The 18,599-nt window shown below is 61.6% G+C and carries 14 protein-coding genes and 1 riboswitch; of the genes, 7 read left to right on the forward strand and 7 right to left on the reverse strand.

Features of this window, described 5'->3' with window-relative positions:
• The first annotated feature begins 11 nt into the window (after nt 1-11).
• Nucleotides 12-395, forward strand: a complete 384-nt coding sequence (crcB, locus tag AC1RNA_RS09780) for a fluoride efflux transporter CrcB (protein WP_492950970.1) — start codon at nt 12-14, stop codon at nt 393-395.
• Between the two features lie 26 nt (nt 396-421).
• On the opposite strand, the gene AC1RNA_RS09785 is transcribed toward crcB, so the two are convergent.
• Nucleotides 422-1,051 carry a cation efflux transmembrane domain-containing protein gene (locus AC1RNA_RS09785; RefSeq protein WP_083801604.1) on the reverse strand — a complete coding sequence of 210 codons (630 nt, stop codon included), beginning with the start codon at nt 1,049-1,051 and terminating at the stop codon, nt 422-424.
• 219 nt (nt 1,052-1,270) lie between these two features.
• Between AC1RNA_RS09785 and recA the strand changes: the two genes are divergently transcribed.
• Entirely contained in the window at nt 1,271-2,353 is a 1,083-nt protein-coding gene (gene recA / locus AC1RNA_RS09790) for a recombinase RecA (RefSeq protein WP_009336925.1), read from the forward strand.
• A gap of 200 nt (nt 2,354-2,553) precedes the next feature.
• On the opposite strand, the gene gcvP is transcribed toward recA, so the two are convergent.
• The 3 genes from gcvP to gcvT form a co-directional block, all read right to left on the reverse strand.
• A complete protein-coding gene (gcvP, locus tag AC1RNA_RS09795; RefSeq protein WP_492950971.1) occupies nt 2,554-5,406 on the reverse strand; it encodes an aminomethyl-transferring glycine dehydrogenase in 2,853 nt (950 codons plus the stop codon).
• A 67-nt stretch (nt 5,407-5,473) separates the two neighbouring features.
• On the reverse strand, nt 5,474-5,839 hold the full coding sequence (gcvH, locus tag AC1RNA_RS09800) for a glycine cleavage system protein GcvH (RefSeq protein ID WP_009336923.1): 366 nt from the start codon (nt 5,837-5,839) through the stop codon (nt 5,474-5,476).
• A gap of 8 nt (nt 5,840-5,847) precedes the next feature.
• The gene (gcvT, locus tag AC1RNA_RS09805) at nt 5,848-6,999 is read right to left on the reverse strand and encodes a glycine cleavage system aminomethyltransferase GcvT (protein WP_492950972.1); all 1,152 of its coding nucleotides are present in this window, start codon (nt 6,997-6,999) and stop codon (nt 5,848-5,850) included.
• A 132-nt stretch (nt 7,000-7,131) separates the two neighbouring features.
• Nucleotides 7,132-7,233, reverse strand: a riboswitch (glycine riboswitch).
• A gap of 198 nt (nt 7,234-7,431) precedes the next feature.
• Between gcvT and alaS the strand changes: the two genes are divergently transcribed.
• Together alaS and AC1RNA_RS09815 are read left to right on the forward strand one after the other, a co-directional pair.
• Complete coding sequence (gene alaS, locus AC1RNA_RS09810) at nt 7,432-10,098, forward strand: alanine--tRNA ligase (protein ID WP_492950973.1); 2,667 nt, start codon at nt 7,432-7,434, stop codon at nt 10,096-10,098.
• Nucleotides 10,099-10,124: 26 nt separating this feature from the next.
• Nucleotides 10,125-11,039 carry a DMT family transporter gene (locus tag AC1RNA_RS09815; protein WP_492950974.1) on the forward strand — a complete coding sequence of 305 codons (915 nt, stop codon included), beginning with the start codon at nt 10,125-10,127 and terminating at the stop codon, nt 11,037-11,039.
• 85 nt (nt 11,040-11,124) lie between these two features.
• Here the strand turns inward: AC1RNA_RS09815 and AC1RNA_RS09820 are convergent, their stop codons facing one another.
• A complete protein-coding gene (locus tag AC1RNA_RS09820) occupies nt 11,125-11,958 on the reverse strand; it encodes a universal stress protein (RefSeq protein WP_492950975.1) in 834 nt (277 codons plus the stop codon).
• 194 nt (nt 11,959-12,152) lie between these two features.
• On the opposite strand from AC1RNA_RS09820, the gene ybaL reads away from it, so the two are divergent.
• A complete protein-coding gene (ybaL, locus tag AC1RNA_RS09825) occupies nt 12,153-13,841 on the forward strand; it encodes a YbaL family putative K(+) efflux transporter (RefSeq protein WP_492950976.1) in 1,689 nt (562 codons plus the stop codon).
• A 39-nt stretch (nt 13,842-13,880) separates the two neighbouring features.
• Here ybaL and AC1RNA_RS09830 read toward each other — a convergent pair whose 3' ends face one another.
• The gene (locus AC1RNA_RS09830) at nt 13,881-14,738 is read right to left on the reverse strand and encodes a hypothetical protein (RefSeq protein WP_492951205.1); all 858 of its coding nucleotides are present in this window, start codon (nt 14,736-14,738) and stop codon (nt 13,881-13,883) included.
• Between the two features lie 259 nt (nt 14,739-14,997).
• Nucleotides 14,998-16,215, reverse strand: a complete 1,218-nt coding sequence (locus AC1RNA_RS09835; protein WP_009336916.1) for an NADP-dependent isocitrate dehydrogenase — start codon at nt 16,213-16,215, stop codon at nt 14,998-15,000.
• A gap of 480 nt (nt 16,216-16,695) precedes the next feature.
• Between AC1RNA_RS09835 and AC1RNA_RS09840 the strand changes: the two genes are divergently transcribed.
• Both AC1RNA_RS09840 and cynS read left to right on the forward strand, forming a co-directional pair.
• On the forward strand, nt 16,696-17,877 hold the full coding sequence (locus AC1RNA_RS09840) for a TrmJ/YjtD family RNA methyltransferase (RefSeq protein WP_492950977.1): 1,182 nt from the start codon (nt 16,696-16,698) through the stop codon (nt 17,875-17,877).
• A 165-nt stretch (nt 17,878-18,042) separates the two neighbouring features.
• Entirely contained in the window at nt 18,043-18,531 is a 489-nt protein-coding gene (cynS, locus tag AC1RNA_RS09845) for a cyanase (RefSeq protein WP_009336914.1), read from the forward strand.
• Nucleotides 18,532-18,599 lie beyond the last annotated feature (68 nt).

Genomic DNA, 18,599 nt, shown 5'->3' on the forward strand with positions numbered 1-18,599 from the left:
GGACGAGACAAGTGAACTGGATTTTTATTCTGGCAGTGGCGCTCGGTGGAGCATTGGGTTCGGTGACGCGCTATCTGGTAGGCATCGGCGCGGGCAGGCTGTTTGGCACGGATTTTCCTTGGGGGACGCTCATCATCAACATCACCGGTTCGTTCGTGATTGGGCTCTTTGCGGGCCTGTTCGCGATACGATGGAATCTGCCGCAGGCGGTGCGGATCTTTCTCATCGTTGGCTTTTGCGGCGGCTACACTACGTTCTCGACCTTCTCGCTTGATTCTTTTTATCTGATCGAGCGCGGTGAATTCGCCGCGACCGCCGCCTACATGGTGGCTTCGGCGCTGCTGTCACTCCGCGCTCTGATCGGTGCGATGCATCTGGTGCGGACGATGGCGTGAGCAGAGGATGGAGGATTGGGGTGGTCTTAAGCAGGGTTGGCTCGCAACTCTGCTGACGATCGTCGCAGGACGATGAAGGCCCCCTGCAATGCAAGCATGGCCATGATCGACGCCACAATCACATCCGGCCAGCCCGTTCCGGTGCCGAACACACCGGCGGCGGCTGCAAGAACAGCAAGATTTCCTAGTACGTCATTTCGTGTGCATATCCACGCCGAGCGCATGTTGGCGTCGCCATCGCGATAGGCCCAGAGCAATGCGAACGAGGCTACGTTGGCGAGCAGCGCGGTGAAGCCAACCACGCCCATGGTGTAGGCGTTGGGAAGCGTTCCCTGAACAACATGCCAGATGAGGGTTGCGATCACCCATAGCCCGAATATGGCCATGGTCGCGCCCTTGGCCGTGGCGGCGAGCGCGCGATAGCGGAGAGCCATGCCGACGACGATCAGGCTGATCGCGTAGTTTGCCGTATCGCCGAGAAAGTCGAGGGCGTCTGCTTGGAGCGATGCAGAACCGGCAGCGAGTCCGGCGATGACCTCAACGGCGAACATCGCCCCGTTGATTGCCAGAACAGCCCACAGGGCTTTGCGGTATCCCGGATTTCCTTGGTGAGGATCGGGAGCACAGCAATGATCTGAACTACAACATCCGCTCATGAGATAAGTATAAGGATCATCATTCGAAATTGAACTCGGCTGCGGTTGTTGCGCCATCAGGTTTTGTAAAATTTGGGCCGCTCGCTGCAAGAACATATTGCGAACAAGGAACAAATAGGGTACATTCACCCCATCGGACGTTTTCAGCGATTCCGGTCCGCCGCTTCAGGGAAGCCCGTTTGTCCGGCCGGCGAATCCCGTACATAAGGAGTGACCCCTATGGCCCCAGCCGCCCTGCGTATCGTTGAAGGAACGTCGATGGACAAGACCAAGGCCCTCACGGCCGCCCTGTCGCAGATCGAGCGCCAGTTCGGTAAAGGCTCGGTGATGCGGCTCGGCAAGGCCGACCGCTCCATGGACATCGAGGTGATCTCCTCGGGCTCGCTCGGGCTCGACATCGCGCTCGGCGTCGGCGGGCTACCGAAGGGCCGGGTGGTCGAGATTTACGGTCCTGAATCCTCCGGCAAGACCACGCTGGCGCTGCATACGGTGGCCGAGGCTCAGAAGAAGGGCGGCACCTGTGCCTTCATCGACGCCGAACATGCACTGGACCCGGTCTATGCCCGCAAGCTCGGCGTCAATGTCGATGAACTGCTGATTTCCCAGCCCGACCATGGCGAACAGGCGCTTGAGATCGCCGATACGCTGGTGCGCTCCGGCGCGGTGGACGTGCTGATCGTCGATTCGGTCGCAGCTCTTGTGCCGCGCGCCGAACTCGAGGGTGAGATGGGCGACGCGCTGCCGGGTTTGCAGGCGCGCTTGATGAGCCAGGCGCTGCGCAAGCTGACGGCTTCGATCAACAAGTCCCACACCATGGTGATCTTCATCAACCAAATCCGCATGAAGATCGGGGTGATGTACGGCTCGCCGGAAACCACGACGGGCGGCAATGCCCTGAAATTCTATGCCTCCGTCCGCCTCGACATTCGCCGCATCGGCGCGATCAAGGAGCGCGACGAGGTGATCGGCAACTCCACCCGCGTCAAGGTGGTGAAGAACAAGCTCGCACCGCCGTTCAAGCAGGTCGAATTCGACATCATGTATGGCGAGGGTGTCTCCAAGATGGGCGAGATCCTTGATCTCGGCGTCAAGGCCGGCATCGTCGAGAAGTCCGGCGCCTGGTTTTCCTATGACAGCCAGCGCCTCGGTCAGGGCCGCGAGAATTCCAAGGCATTTCTGCGCGACAACCCGGACATGACCGCCAAGATCGAAGCCGCGATCCGGCAGAATTCCGGCCTGATCGCCGAGCAGATTCTAGCCGGCAAGCCGGAGAGCGATGACGACGAGGAAGCGGAGGACTGATCGTCCTTCTCGTGCGGGATCGCGCTTGGCACGCTTCGCATGAACAGACAAATTCCGGGGCTTGGGAACTGCTCAGGTCCGGGCGATGCGGGCAAGCCGGGAATCCTTGCCCGGACACCATCGTCCTTCGGAAGGCAAAGCGGGCGCTGCGGATGTTGAGTTGCCGACATCCTCAGGGCCCGTTTTGTTTTGGAAACCGGTTACTCCGCCGCCTGCGCGTAATTGCTGATCGGCGGGCAGGAGCAGACAAGGTTACGATCGCCATAGACGTTATCGACGCGGCCGACCGGCGACCAGTATTTGTCCTGCTGCGGGCTGCCGTCGGGGAAGCAGCCTTGCGCGCGTGAGTAAGGCCGCTGCCAGTTGTCGTCGGCGATGTCGTGAACGGTGTGCGGCGCGTAGCGCAGCGGCGAGGCATCGATCGGAAACTTGCCGTCTTCCACCTCGGCGATCTCGCGGCGGATCGCGATCATCGCCTCGCAGAATCGATCCAGCTCCGCCTTCGATTCGGATTCAGTCGGTTCGATCATCAGTGTGCCGGGCACCGGAAAGCTCATGGTCGGCGCATGGAAGCCGTAATCGATCAGCCGCTTGGCGATGTCATCGACGGTGACACCGCACGCGGCTTTCAGCGGGCGAGGATCGATGATGCATTCGTGCGCGACGCGGTCGTTGTGGTTGCGATACAGCACCGGGAAATGCGCATCCAGGCGCTTTGCGATGTAGTTGGCGTTGAGGATCGCCACTTCGGTGGCTCGGCGCAGCCCGTCCGCACCCATCATCAGGATGTACAGATAGGAAATGGTGAGGATCGAGGCCGAGCCGTAGGGCGCAGCGCTGACCGCGCCTGTCTCAAGACTGATCGGCGGCAGGAACGGCGCGAGATGCTTCTTCACGCCGATCGGCCCCATGCCGGGGCCGCCGCCGCCATGCGGAATGCAGAAGGTCTTGTGCAGGTTGAGATGGCTCACGTCGGCGCCGTAATCGCCGGGGCGGGCGAGGCCGACCTGGGCGTTGAGGTTGGCGCCGTCGAGATAGACCTGCCCGCCATGGGCATGGACGATATCGCAGATCTCGCGGATCGCTTCCTCGAACACGCCATGCGTCGAGGGATATGTGATCATGATCGCGGCGAGCGTGTCGGCATGCGCCTCCGCCTTCTTGCGCAAATCGGCGACATCGACATTGCCGTGCGTGTCGCAGGCCACAACCACCACCTTCATACCCGCCATGCTGGCCGACGCCGGGTTGGTGCCGTGCGCGGACGCGGGGATCAGGCAGACATCGCGCTGTGGCTCATTGCGCGAGGCATGATAGGCGCGGATCGCGAGCAGGCCCGCATATTCGCCCTGGGCGCCGGAGTTCGGCTGTAGAGACACCGCGTCATAGCCGGTGATTTCCGCAAGCCACGTCTCCAGCCGTGCGAACAGTGCATGATAGCCGGCGGCCTGTTCTTTCGGGGCAAAGGGATGGACGTTGCCGAATTCGGGCCACGTCAGCGGAATCATCTCTGTGGTCGCGTTCAGCTTCATGGTGCAGGAGCCGAGCGGGATCATCGCGCGGTCGAGTGCGAGGTCGCGGTCGGACAGCTTGCGCATATAGCGCAGCAGTTCCGTTTCCGAGCGATAGGCATGGAACACCGGATGGGTGAGGAACGGGGCGGTGCGCAAGAGCGCGGAGGGAAGTGCGTCATGCGTCTCACGCTCGACCTGTGCGTAGTCGAGCGCGCCGCCGAATGCGCGCCACACCGCCTCGATGATCGCGGGCGTGGTGGTCTCGTCCAGCGCGATGCCGATTTCGTTCTTTCCGATCCTCAGATTGAGCCGCTCGGCTTTTGCGAGGGATAGAATCTCGGCCCGCTGGGCGCCTTCCGCCTTTACCGTTACGGTGTCGAAGAAGGTGTCGCTGGCAAGCGTGAAGCCAAGCTGCCGCAGTCCGCCGGCGAGTGTCGCCGCGCGGCGATGCACGGTCCGCGCGATGTCGATGAGGCCTTCGGGGCCGTGATAGACCGCATACATCGAGGAGATGATCGCGAGCAGCACCTGCGCGGTGCAGATGTTGGAGGTCGCCTTCTCGCGGCGGATATGCTGCTCGCGCGTCTGCAAGGCGAGACGATAGGCGGGCTGCCCGCGCGAATCCACCGACAGGCCGACGAGGCGGCCGGGCAGTGCGCGTTTGAGCGCATCTTTCACCGCCATGTAGGCGGCGTGCGGGCCGCCATAGCCCATCGGCACGCCGAAGCGCTGTGTCGAGCCAATTGCGATGTCGGCGCCAAGTTCGCCGGGCGAGGCGAGCAAGGTCAGCGCCAGAATGTCGGCGGCGATGATGGCGATGCCGCCCTTGGCATGCAGCGCCGCAATGGCGGGGCGGAGATCGCGGATTGCGCCGTCCATGCCGGGATACTGCAACAGCGCGCCAAACACGTCCGCGCCGTCGAGGTCATGCGCGGGATCGCCGACGATGAGCGTCCAGCCGAGCGGCTCGGCGCGCGTGCGCAGCACCGCGAGCGTTTGCGGGAGCACGTTGTGGTCAACGAAGAACGCGCGATTCTTTGTGGTGCTCGAGCGTTCGGCCAGCGCCATCGCTTCGGCTGCCGCGGTTGCCTCATCGAGCAGCGAAGCATTGGCGACATCAAGCCCCGTGAGGTCGCAGATCATGGTCTGGAAATTGAACAATGCCTCCAGCCGGCCCTGGCTGATTTCCGGCTGATACGGCGTATAGGCAGTATACCAGGCCGGATTTTCCAGAATGTTGCGCAGGATCACCGTGGGCAGTTGCGTGCCGTAATAACCTTGTCCGATCAGCGAGGTGAAAACCCGGTTCTGCCCCGCGAGTTCGCGCATGTGCGCGAGCGCGTCGGCTTCGCTCAGGGCAGGCGGAAGATCGAGCGGACGGTTGAGCCGGATATTGGCTGGCAACGTCTCATCCATCAGTGCGTCGAGGCTCGATGCGCCAATCGTCTTCAGCATCGCATCGATGTCACGCGGCGAAGGGCCGATATGGCGCCGGGCGAAGGTGGTGGCGGGCTCGTTGGATGGGCGATGCATCGTCATGGGATATCCTCGAAGGAAATCTGTCTGGTCTCGTCATGCAGAGCGCGTCCCGGCATGACGAAAAGGGTCACTCCGTCTGCGCCTTGTAGGCCGCTTCATCCATTAGCCCGTCCAGTTCGCTCTTGTCGGCGAGCTTAAGCTTGAAGAACCACGCCTTGCCCTGCGGGTCGGAATTGATGAGCGAGGGATCGGCGGCGAGCGCGTCGTTGGACTCGATGACTTCGCCGGACACCGGTGCGTAGACGTCCGATGCCGCCTTCACGCTCTCCACGGTCGCGGCGGTTTCGGCCTTCTTCAGGGTGCGGCCTGCCTTGGGCAGCTCGACGAACACCACGTCGCCGAGCTGGTTCTGTGCGAAGTCGGTGATGCCGATGGTTGCGGTATCGCCGTCGATCTGGAGCCATTCATGATCGGAAGTGAAAAGCGTGGTCATGGATTTCCTCAGCGTTGATAGGTGGGAGCGACGAAAGGCAGTTTGGCGGTCTGCATCGGCAGGCGGCTTCCGCGCACTTCGGTGAACAGTCCGGTACCCGGCGTGGCGAGCGGGGTGGGCACATAGCCCATGGCGACGGGCCCGTTGACGCTCGGGCCGAAACCGCCGGATGTGACGCGGCCGATCTTGTTGGTGGAGGATGCGTCGGCGAATAAAGGCGCGCCTTCACGCACCGGGGCACGTCCTTCCGCCTTCAGGCCGACGCGACGGCGCGGGGCGCCTTCTTCCAATTGGCGCAGGATGGTGGTTGCACCGGGAAATCTGCCCTCGCGCGCGCCGCCCTTGCGGCGGGCTTTCTGGATCGACCATTCAAGCGCCGCTTCAATCGGCGTCGTGGTTGTGTCGATGTCGTGGCCGTAAAGACAGAGACCAGCTTCGAGCCGCAGACTGTCGCGCGCGCCAAGACCCACGGGAAGCACCGCGGCGTCCGCGAGCAACGTCGTCACCAGCCGCTCGGCGTCCGCGGCGGGGACCGAAATCTCAAAACCGTCCTCGCCGGTATAGCCCGAGCGCGAGACGAAGCAGGGGATGCCCATCAGGGTGCGCGGGCCGCTGTCCATGAAGCGCATCGACGCGATAGCGGCATCGAACTTCGCCAGCACGTCCACGGCCTTCGGGCCCTGCAGGGCGATAAGTGCGCGGTCGGGCAGGGGGATGATCTCGCAATCGCGGGCCAGATGGTCGCGCAGATGCGCCTCGTCGGCAGCCTTGCAGGCGGCGTTCACCACCAGAAACAACTCGTCGCCGAAATTAGCGACCATCAGGTCATCAAGGATACCGCCCTCATCATTGGTGAATAGCGCATAGCGCTGGCGCCCCGGTGCGATGCCAAGAATGTCCTGCGGAACGAGACGCTCCAGCGCCGTTGCCGCATCCTCGATCCGGCCCGATTTCGGCCGGAGCCTGATCTGGCCCATGTGTGAGACGTCGAACAGGCCGGCGGAAGTGCGAGTATGGAGGTGTTCTTTCAATACCCCAGCCGCGTATTGCACCGGCATCTCATAGCCGGCGAATGGCACCATTTTGCCGCCGCAAGAGACGTGCAGCGCGTGCAGGGGTACGTTTTTCAGTTCGGAAGGGGTGTTGGGTTGCGCCAGCATGGGTTGCTCCTGTGGGTTTGCGGGAAAAGTCCCGAAACCCTGCCGAAGCCCCACCTGTCGCTGTGCCTGAGAGTATTATCCCGTCGGCGGATACCGCACCGTTTCCGGCCGTATCTCTTTCCAGATGTATCGTCCCTCACACGGTCCTTTTGCCTGAGAGTTTCCGGGGCGGTTGCTCCTTCGGCGCCGGCTGCTTTCCATTTCAAAGCGGCCAGTCTCTCCCGGTGTGCGGGTCGTTATGCTGCAAAGCAAAACACGGGATTCTGGGACTGTCAACGCGGCTGTCTGCCGTCATCCCTCCGTTAAATGATGGTTTGCCGGGTTTCGCCCGTTTTGTGGACAAGGATGGCATCCCCCGTCTAAAAGCGGCTGGAAAATCTGCATTTTGCCCGGCATGGTCCGGCACGGATTCGCAAGGTCGATTGGACGGTTATGAGCGGCGTTAACGAGATCAGGTCTGGGTTTCTCAATTTTTTCGCGAAAAACGGGCACGAGATCGTCCCGTCCTCGCCGCTGGTTCCCCGCAACGATCCGACATTGATGTTCACCAATGCGGGCATGGTGCAGTTCAAGAACGTGTTCACGGGTCTGGAGAAGCGCCCTTACCAGCGCGCCACCACCTCGCAGAAATGCGTCCGCGCCGGCGGCAAGCACAACGACCTCGACAATGTCGGCTACACCGCTCGCCACCACACCTTTTTCGAGATGCTGGGCAACTTCTCGTTCGGCAACTATTTCAAGGATCGAGCGATCGAACTGGCGTGGACGCTGATTACCAAGGATTTTGCGCTTCCCAAGGATCGCCTTCTGGTGACGGTCTATGCCGAGGACGACGAGGCATTCGGGCTGTGGAAGAAGATCGCAGGGCTGCCCGAATCCAGGATTGTTCGCATCGGGACCTCCGACAATTTCTGGCAGATGGGCGACACCGGCCCCTGCGGACCGTGCTCGGAAATCTTCTTCGACCATGGCGACAAGGTGCCGGGTGGTCCTCCCGGATCGCCGGATGAAGATGGCGACCGCTTCATCGAGATCTGGAATCTCGTCTTCATGCAGTTCGATCAGATCGCGCCGGGCAATCGCAACCCGCTGCCGCACCCCTCGATCGATACCGGCATGGGCCTCGAGCGCATCGCCGCCGTGCTGCAGGGCAAGCACGACAATTACGACATCGACCTGTTCGTGGCGTTGATCCGTGCCATCTCCGATCTCACCGGCGCCGATCCGCATGGTGCGCAGAAGGCGTCGCTGCGTGTGATCGCCGATCATCTGCGCGCCTCGTCGTTCCTGATTGCGGATGGTGTGCTGCCCTCGAACGAAGGCCGCGGTTACGTGCTGCGCCGGATCATGCGTCGCGCGATGCGTCATGCGCAGTTGCTCGGCGCAAAGGATCCGCTGATGCATCGCCTCGTCTGGGCGCTGGTGCGCGAGATGGGGCAGGCGTATCCCGAACTGGTGCGTGCCGAAGCGCTGATCGAGGAAACGCTGAAGCTCGAAGAGACCCGCTTCCGCAAGACGCTGGATCGTGGTCTTGCTATTCTCGATGAAAAGAGCGCGGCGCTGCACAAGGGCGATATGTTCGATGGCGAGACGGCGTTCACGCTGTACGACACTTACGGCTTCCCGCTCGATCTGACGCAGGACGCGCTGCGCAATCGCGGCATCGGTGTCGATCTCGCATCCTTCACCGACGCGATGGAACGCCAGAAGGCGAAGGCGCGCGCGTCGTGGGCGGGCTCGGGCGACACCGCGGCGGAGAAGATCTGGTTCCCGCTGCGCGAGGAACTCGGCGCGACTGAATTCCTCGGCTACGACACCGAGATCGCCGAGGGCGTCGTGACGGCGCTGGTGAAGGACGGCGCAAGCGTTGAGAGCCTGAAGGCGGGCGATGCAGCCTCCGTGGTACTGAACCAGACACCGTTCTACGGCGAATCCGGCGGTCAGGTTGGCGACACCGGCGTTCTCACCGGCGACGGCGGTGTGCGCTTCCGCGTGACCGACACGCAGAAGAAGGCTGGCGATCTGTTCGTTCACATCGGCCAGCTTGAGCAGGGCACCCTGAAGAAGGGCGCGCCGCTGCAGCTCGAAGTCGATCACGCGCGTCGCGGTGCGATCCGTGCCAACCACTCGGCAACGCATCTTCTGCACGAAGCGCTGCGTCAGGTGCTCGGCGACCATATCGCCCAGCGCGGCTCGCTGGTATCGCCGGAGCGATTGCGCTTCGACTTCGCGCACACCAAGCCGATCACGCCGGACGAATTGAGCCGCATTGAGGACATCGCCAACGATATCGTGCTCGAGAACGGCGAAGTGACGACGCGGCTGATGGGCATCGAGGATGCCCGCAGCTCGGGCGCGCGGGCGCTGTTCGGCGAGAAATACGGCGACGAAGTGCGCGTCGTGTCGATGGGGCAAGGGAGCGGCAACGCGCTCGGCTGGTCGGTCGAACTGTGCGGCGGCACGCATGTGAGGCGCACCGGCGACATCGGTCTTGTTTCGATCACCGGCGAAAGCGCGGTGGCCTCCGGGGTGCGCCGCATCGAGGCGCTGACCGGCCGAGCCGCGCGTCAGGCCGCCAACCACAGCATCCAGACCGCGAAGACAGCGGCCGCGGAATTGAAGACCACGCTCGAAGACATGCCGGTGCGTGTCGCGGCGCTGATCGAGGAGCGCAAGAAGCTTGAACGCGATCTCTCTGAGGCGCGCAAGAAGCTCGCGATGGGCGGGGGAGGCAGCGCCGGCGGGGCGGCAGCTGCTTCGGACGTGCGCAGTGTCGGCGATGTCAAACTGCTTGCCCGCGCGGTGCAGGGTGTCGAGGTTAAGGATCTCAAGAGCCTCGCCGATCAGGGCAAGAAGCAGATCGGCTCCGGTGTCGTCGCGCTGGTGGCGACCAGTGAAGATGGCAAGGCCAGCGTCGTTGTCGGCGTGACGCCTGACTTGACGTCACGCTTCAGCGCCGTCGATCTCGTGCGCAAAGCCAGCGAAGTGCTGGGCGGCAAGGGCGGCGGCGGCAAGCCGGACATGGCGCAGGCGGGTGGGCCGGACGGCTCGAAGGCCGATGCGGCGCTGAAGGCGATCGAGGCCGCGATGGGCGCCTGACGTTTCAGGCGCGTTCGGAACTATCAATGGACAAAGAGGCATCCACCCATCAGGCCCGATTGGGCGGACTTCTTTTTCTCGCATGTACGGCGATTGGCTGGGGACTGAACTGGCCAGCCATGAAGATCATCCTGCGTGACTGGCCGCCTTTGTTTGCGCGCGGGATTTCCGGTGTTGTAGCGACGCTCATCTTATTCGCGATTGCGGCGGCGAACCGCGAACGCTCGGCTGTGCCGCGAAAGACGTGGGGGGCGCTGCTCCTTGCTTCATTCACCAATGTTTTTGCCTGGATGGGTTTTACCACTATCTCGATGACGACGCTGTCGATCAGCGAGGCTTCACTTCTCGTTTATACAATGCCGATCTGGGCGACGCTTCTTGCGTGGCCCGTTCTCGGTTCGCGCCCGAAACCGCGAGACGTGGCGGGACTCATTTTGGGATTCGCAGGACTCTTCGTTCTCTTTTCAGACCACCCACTTGGGTTTGCATCCGACAAGATCGTCGGCGTCGCTCTGGCACTCGGCGCCGCTATTCTGTTTGCACTCGGCAGCCTTCTGAATGCCCGGCTTGTGCCAGTGGCACCGATTTCCTTTGTAGCCTGGCAGATAGGATTGGGATCTCTCCCAATGGTCGTACTGGGCCTCGCATTCGAACATCCGGACATGGGAGCGCTCAGGATCGACAGCGGCCTTATGCTGGCCTACATGACGCTTGTGCCGATGGGGACATGTTACCTGACGTGGTTCGCGACCATTCGCCGTCTTCCCGCAACGACCGCGGCGGTGGGGATGCTGTCCGTGCCTGTGATCGGCATTCTCGCGGGAGCCCTCTTTCTGGGTGATGGCATCGGCTGGCGCGAAATATGTGCAATTGTACTTACGCTGGCCGGGGTCGCACTGGCGCTTTCAAAGCCGAAGCCCGTAATCGAGCAGGGCGTTTGAGAACGCCAGCGCCTATATGGTCAAGCCGAAAGGCCTGATGGCTCGGAGGCCGCGCGTAGCGCTGATGGATGGCCGGTCATTTTCCTCAGTGTGACATGAAGACGGGTGCCGTCATTGAAGTGAGAATGCTGCGCGTCGCGCCGCCGAGGACGAATTCGCGCAGGCGAGAATGTCCGTAGCCTCCCATGACGATGAGATCGCTGCCGTGTTCGCCGACGTAGGACAGGATCGTGTTGGCGACGCTGACGTCGGGGGCGTGCTGCATCTTCAACCGGGTGTTCAGTCCATGACGGGTGAGGTGCTTCACGATGCCTTCGCCGCTCGCCTGGTGACGGGAATCCTCCGTCTTTTCGTTGGCGATAATCAGGATGTCGATATTTTTGGCCCGAGTCAGGAGCGGTAGGGCGTCGTTGACCGCTCGTGCGGCGGTAGAACTGCCGTCCCAGCAACATACGACATGATCGAGTTTCAGCCCCTCTTTCTGGATGTACGGCACAATCAGGACAGGCCGGCCAGAATCGAACAGTGCGGTCTCGATGATAATCTCGTTGTCGTCGTCGGCGTGTTCTGTCTGCTGAACGACGCTGAGATCGGAGCGGCGAGCCTTTACCGCGAATGCCTGTGCCGATTGAGGCAGGCGGTGGGTGATGATTTCGTGTTCGTAGGAAATGCCATGGCTCTTCGCGATTTCCTCGAAACGCGCGAGGGCTGCGCGTGCATCGCGTTCCTTCTCCGCCCTGATGTTCGAGAGCACCGAGTCTGGTATTGATGGAATGGGGTATTGTGAAAAACTGATCGGATCGCAGGATGCCATCGCGATGATATGCGCGTTAAAAGCCTTGGCTATCGACACTGCATAATCGAGTGAACGGTCGCGGTCCGGGTTGGTTTCGAGCTTGAGGGTGATATCCTTGATCATGAATACCTCCAATCGGCTGGTAAAATGATGAGAGATCATCGCGCGGCGGAATGATAACGCGTTGAGGCATATCAACAGTATGCTTTGTAGGCCGGTTGACGTGTTGCTGTCACATGCTCATCCGGCCGAAACTGCGGCGATGAGTAGCCGGACAACGCTCTGGCCTCTCATTCGGGAATGCCGCAAAATGCCGCATGAATCATAACACTCCTCTGATCTCTACGATTGTCGTTGGCCTTGTACTGGCTTTTGTGTTCGGCGCGCTGGTCCAGCGCGTCCGCATCTCGCCGCTCGTGGGCTATCTGCTTGCGGGCGTGGTGATGGGGCCCTTCACACCTGGGTATGTTGCGGATCAGAACATCGCTAATGAGCTTGCCGAAATCGGCATCATTCTCCTGATGTTCGGCGTCGGGCTTCATTTCTCCCTGAAGGATTTGTGGTCGGTGCGTGCGATCGCGCTGCCCGGTGCGGTTGTCCAGATTTCGGCCGCCACGGTGATGGGCTGGGGCCTTGGCTGGCTTCTCGGCTGGAGCAGCGACAAGGGCATCATGTTCGGCATCGCGCTTTCGACGGCTTCGACCGTCGTGCTGTTGCGCGCGATGCAGGAGCGGCGGCTGATCGATACTGAGCGTGGCCGTATTGCGGTGGGCTGGCTGATCGTCGAGGATATCGCCTGCGTTCTGACGCTAGTGATGTTGCCGCCGCTGGCCGGATTCATGAAAGGCCATGCGGCAGGCGATATGGATATCGTCTCGCTGGCGTGGCCGCTCGCGCTGACGCTCGGCAAGGTCGCGGCGTTCGTGGCGCTGATGCTGGTGGTCGGCCGCCGCGTCATTCCGGCGCTTCTGCATTACGTCGCGCATACGGGTTCGCGCGAATTGTTCCGTCTTGCGGTGTTCGCGATCTCACTTGGCGTAGCCTTCGGCGCGGCGATCCTGTTCGATGTGTCGTTCGCGCTGGGGGCTTTCTTCGCGGGCATGATCCTGAGCGAATCCGAACTCAGCCAGCGCGCCGCCAGCGAAACGCTGCCGCTACGCGATGCGTTCGCGGTGCTATTCTTCGTCTCCGTCGGCATGCTGTTCGATCCCTCGATCATTGTGAAGGAGCCGCTGCCGCTTCTGGCGACGCTGTTCATCATTCTGTTCGGCAAGTCGCTCGCGGCTTACGGCATCGTGCGCGTGTTCGGATATTCCAAGTCCACGGCGCTGACGATCTCGGCGAGTCTCGCGCAGATCGGCGAATTCTCGTTCATCCTTGTCGGTCTCGGCGTCAGTCTGTCGCTGATGACCGAGCGCGGGCGCGACCTCGTGCTCGCCGGGTCGATCATCAGCATCATGCTTAATCCGTTCTGGTTCGCGGTGCTCGATCGCATCCTGGCGGAGAAGAAGGATACGCCACCATTGCCGCCGGACGAGAAACCCGCAGTGCCGCGTGTCGAATTGCCGGTTACCAGGCTCTCGAACCATGTCGTTCTGGTGGGGTACGGCCGGGTTGGCAGCGTGGTCGGCAAGGCGTTGCGTGCGGCGAATACGCCCTTCCTGGTGATCGAGGATAATCCCGGCGCGGTCGAGCGATTGCGGCAGGAGGGCGTCGAGGTCATTAGCGGCAACGCGGCTGCGCCAGGTATGCTGCAGGCGGCCAATCTGGATGTCGCCCACGGCCTGCTTGTCGCGATCCCGGATGCGTTCGAGGGAGGCCAGATCGTCGCCAAGGCGCGCACGATCAGCACGACATTGCCGATTATCGCGCGGGCGCATTCGGAAGAGGAGATCGCCCACCTCAAGCACCACGGTGCGAATTCGGTCATCATGGGCGAGCATGAGATCGCCAAGGCGATGATCGCACAAATCGGTGAGGCGGACGCGCCATCGCTGGCGTCCTGAATTGCCTCTGTTCAAAAAGGTAAAGCAGGGCGGGCTTGTTTAGGCCGGCCGCATGTGCCGTGCGTAAAATGCGAGTTCGATTGAAATAAAGCGTCCGTAGCTGTCGCGCAGATAGGTGGTTGCGCGTGGAGCTCCTGTCTCGTCGGTGGCAAAAAAGCCGAGGCGGCTGCCCTCGGCGATCATGTTCGATACTTGTGTCTTCGACAGCCCGAAACGTTTGGCGATCTGCGCCCGGCTCGGCAGCGGCGTGCCGTTAATATCGGACAGCATGACCGCTAGCACTACAGGGATGGCGCCCTCACGCTTTCCGAAGAAGCAGGTGAATTCGGGCATGCGGTCGATCAGCGGGATGCCTGTCGCATGTTCGTGTCCGGCGGCGGCGGCGAAACGCCGGATGAAATCCGGATCTTCCGCAAGCATCTGCGCGCGGCGCATGTCCGGCTGTACGGCGTCGAGGGCGTTCACCGCATGGGGCATCCAGCTCTTGACGAAATCCACCATGCGCGGCGTCGGATGATAGGATTTCGAGCGGCGGTCGGATGGGTGTCGCAATGTTTTGATGAAGCCTGCCAGCTTCAGCAGGGTCAGCGTTGTCTTGAGGAGACGTGGGCTGAGCTCCTCCCGCTGCGCACATAGTTCGAGCAACTGGGTGTAGGTGACGCCGCCATGCGGGCCATGTCTTTCATAATAGGCAGCAAAACAGAACACATAAGCGGTCAGACGGAAGCGTGTTTCCGAAGCCATCAGCTTGTTGATCAGGCGCGGTGCCTCGCGAAACCGGGCGATTGCGACCGTGTATTCGCGCATGGCGGTGGCGAAGGTCGGCGAGGCGCGTAACTGGGCGGCTTCTGCCAGTAGCGAATCGTTCGGGTCAGCGTCGGCGGGGGCCAGTGAGATGTTGTCTTGCCGCAATGATCTCGCCCGGGGCCGGAGAATAGGGCGCGTTTGTGACCGCGCCAGATACCTATGGACCGTTTATGCCTTTCTATGAGTCGAGGAAACCGGAAATCAATGCGGCGCTGCGGCAGCGCGCGGTTACCGCCGGTCGGGCGGCGAGTTTCAGCAATTTCATTCACGAAACTTTTTCATGACGGAAAAGGCGCGGAGTGATCCGCGCCTTTTATTTTGTGAACCTGCCTTGGGTACCTGAACCGCGTTAGGCGGTAGCCATCGCCTTGGTGAGGTTCTCTGCGACCTTGTCGAGGAAGCCCGTGGTGGAAAGCCACTTCTGGTCGGGGCCGACCAGCAGCGCCAGATCCTTGGTCATGAAACCGCTTTCGACGGTATCGACGCAAACCTTCTCCAGCGTCTTGGCGAACTTCGCCAGTTCGGCGTTGTTGTCGAGCTTGGCGCGGTGGGCCAACCCTTGCGTCCACGCAAAGATCGACGCGATCGAGTTGGTCGAGGTTTCCTTGCCCTTCTGGTGCTCGCGGTAGTGGCGAGTTACCGTGCCGTGAGCGGCTTCGGCTTCCACCACGCTGCCGTCTGGCGTCAGCAGCACCGAGGTCATCAGGCCGAGCGAACCGTAGCCCTGCGCCACGGTGTCGGACTGAACGTCGCCGTCGTAGTTCTTACAGGCCCAGACATAGCCGCCGGACCATTTCAGCGCCGAGGCTACCATGTCATCGATCAGGCGGTGCTCGTAGGTCAGACCCTTGGCCTCGAACTTCGACTTGAACTCGGCGTCGTAGATCTCCTGGAAGATGTCCTTGAAGCGGCCGTCATACACCTTGAGGATGGTGTTCTTGGTCGACAGGTACACCGGATAGCCGCGTGACAGGCCATAATTCATCGAGGCGCGGGCGAAATCGCGGATAGAGTCGTCCAAATTGTACATGCTCATGGCGACGCCGGCGCCCGGGGCCTTGAAGACTTCGCGCTCGATCACGGAGCCGTCCTCGCCGACGAACTTCATCGTCAGAACGCCCTTGCCGGGGAATTTGATGTCGGTGGCGCGATACTGATCGCCGAAGGCATGGCGGCCGATGATGATCGGCTTGGTCCAGCCCGGCACGAGGCGCGGCACGTTCTTGCAGATGATCGGTTCACGGAAGATGACGCCGCCGAGGATGTTGCGGATGGTGCCGTTCGGCGACTTCCACATCTCCTTGAGGCCGAATTCCTTCACGCGGGCCTCGTCCGGGGTGATGGTCGCGCACTTGACGCCGACGCCGTGCTTCTTGATCGCGTTGGCCGCGTCGATGGTGACCTGATCGTTGGTCTTGTCGCGGTATTCCATCCCGAGGTCGTAATATTCGAGCTTCACATCGAGGAAGGGATTGATCAGCTTGTCCTTGATGTACTGCCAGATGATCCGGGTCATCTCATCGCCGTCGAGTTCGACGACCGGGTTGGCTACCTTGATTTTGGCCATGAGGATGCGTGCCTTTTTTGAGGTTTTTGGAGTGTGGTACCGAGGAATGCGCGCCTCTTAGCACCCGCGGAACGGCGGCGGAAGGCAGCTCAAAGCAGCATGCCGGACGGGATTTTCGAGGCGGTATCAGGAGGCGATAGGTCGTGCCGGAGCGTGCCTTTGCCGGGGCGGAATCAGCGATTCAAAAGGGTTCCGTAACCCATTCCGATTACAATCGAATTTGAGGCCTAGCGGGCGCCGTTTTCCGGCGATTTTCCGCCGCCGGCGGGCGTTGAATCGCTTTCTTCAGAAGTTGATTCAACTTCTTAAGCGCTTGAATCATCGTCTTCAGACGTTGATTCCGATTGTTCGCCTTCTGAATCAAAATCTTATTGGGTTGATTCAATGCCTTCACGGCTTGATTCAGCACCTTGAGGGCTTGAATCACCACCTTCGATGGTTGATGCAGACGCTTCAGCCATTGAATCGGAAAGCGAAGACATGTCGGGGACCGACAAGACCAAGCCGCGCACCGATCTGCCGGGCCCCGTGGTGGTGCTGGTGGAGCCGCAGCTTGGCGAGAACATCGGCATGGCCGCGCGCGCCATGGGCAATTTCGGACTGACACGTTTACGTTTGGTGAAGCCGCGTGACGGCTGGCCGAACATGGCGGCCCAGCGGGCGGCGGCAGGTGCCGATCACATTCTGGAACGGGTGGAGTTGTTCGAGACGGTCGAGGCGGCGGTGGCGGATTGCGCGCTGCTGTTCGCCACCACCGCCCGCGCACATGATCAGGCTAAGCCAGTGGTCGCACCGGACGCTGCTGCCCGCGAGATCGTCGGGGGAACGGCGCAGGACATAACAGCGGGCATCCTTTTCGGACGAGAGCGTTCAGGCTTGACCAACGAGGAGGTCGCACTCGCCAACCGGATTGTGACCTTCCCGGTCAATCCGGGATTTGCCTCGCTCAATCTGGCCCAGGCCGTGCTTTTGATGGGATACGAGTGGTTCAAGCTCGCGTCCGGTGGCATGATACCATTTTCAATGCCAGAACGCTCCGAGCCGGCTTCCCAGCATCAGATGCAGGCGTTTTTCGACAATCTGGTCGCGGAACTCGACAAGGTGGAATTTTTGCGTCCGGCCGAGAAGCGCGATGTGATGCTGGTTAATTTACGTAATATTTTCAGTAGGATGGAGCCGAGTAAACAGGACATGCACACTCTGCATGGGGTGGTCATGGCGATTGCCGAGGGCCGCAAGGGTCCGGCCAAGGGTGGGGTGCTCGATGGAACTCAGGCCACGCAGCTACGGGCGCTGTTGGCGGAGCAGGGTTCCCCTGCAACGGAGGGTAGATCGAGTTCCGTGCGAGGACTGGCGCGGCTCCTACGCCGCAATCCGACCGATGCCGAGCGCATCCTGTGGCAGGCGCTGACCAAGGACCGCCGCTTCGCCGCGCAGTTCAAGCGGCAAACGCCGGTCGGCCGCCACATTCCCGATTTTGTCTCGTTTCCCCGGCGGATGGCGGTTGAGATTGTTCACCCGGAGGAAGGTGACGCTGTTGTCCGCGAGCGTGCTGCCCGGGGCGCATGGCTCGCCGAGCGGGGCTATCGCGTGGTCGCACTGCGGGCTGCCGATATAGAGCGCGATCTTGAGGCGGAGTTGAAACGTCTCGAAAGCGCCTGATGCGATCGCCTCCTGCGCGGCGTTCTCATTGCCCAATTTTGCGGCGGCAGGCGCAGGCGTTGAGCAAGGCGACCCGTTTGGCGCGTGAAATCGCATTCCCTGCCGCGAAAAGCGGCTGGCACGACTGTTGCTCTTAATGAGGCATCCACATTTTCAGGAGGCCTCATGAAGCGATCCGATCTCACCGAGAAACTGCTCGACATCAAGCGCGAGAATGGATGGAGCTGGAAGCACATCTGCTCCGAGATCGGCGGTCACTCGGACGTGCTGATTGTGGGCGCCATTCTCGGGCAGATGAAGCTGACCAAGCCGCAGGCGGCGGTCGCGGCGAAGCTGTTCGGTCTCTCGAAGGTCGAGCAGGCGCTGCTCAACGAAGTGCCGATGCGCGGCGAAGGCGTGCCGATGCCGCCGACCGATCCGCTGATCTATCGCTTCTATGAACTGGTAATGATCAACGGCCCCGCGTGGAAGGCGCTGATCGAGGAGGAGTTCGGCGACGGCATCATGTCGGCGATCGATTTCGACATGACGATGCAGCGCGTGGCCGATCCGAAGGGCGACCGAGTCAGCATCGGGATGTCTGGCAAGTTCCTGCCGTACAAGTATTACGGCGCGACCGGTAATAACGCGCCGCTCGGCTACAAGGAGGAATGAGCGGTGGCCGATTCGTCACCCTTCGAGGCTCGGGCTTTGCCCTCGCGCCTTCGCGCTCTCGAAGGATA

Source organism: Afipia sp. GW821-FHT14H12, from assembly GCF_058803465.1.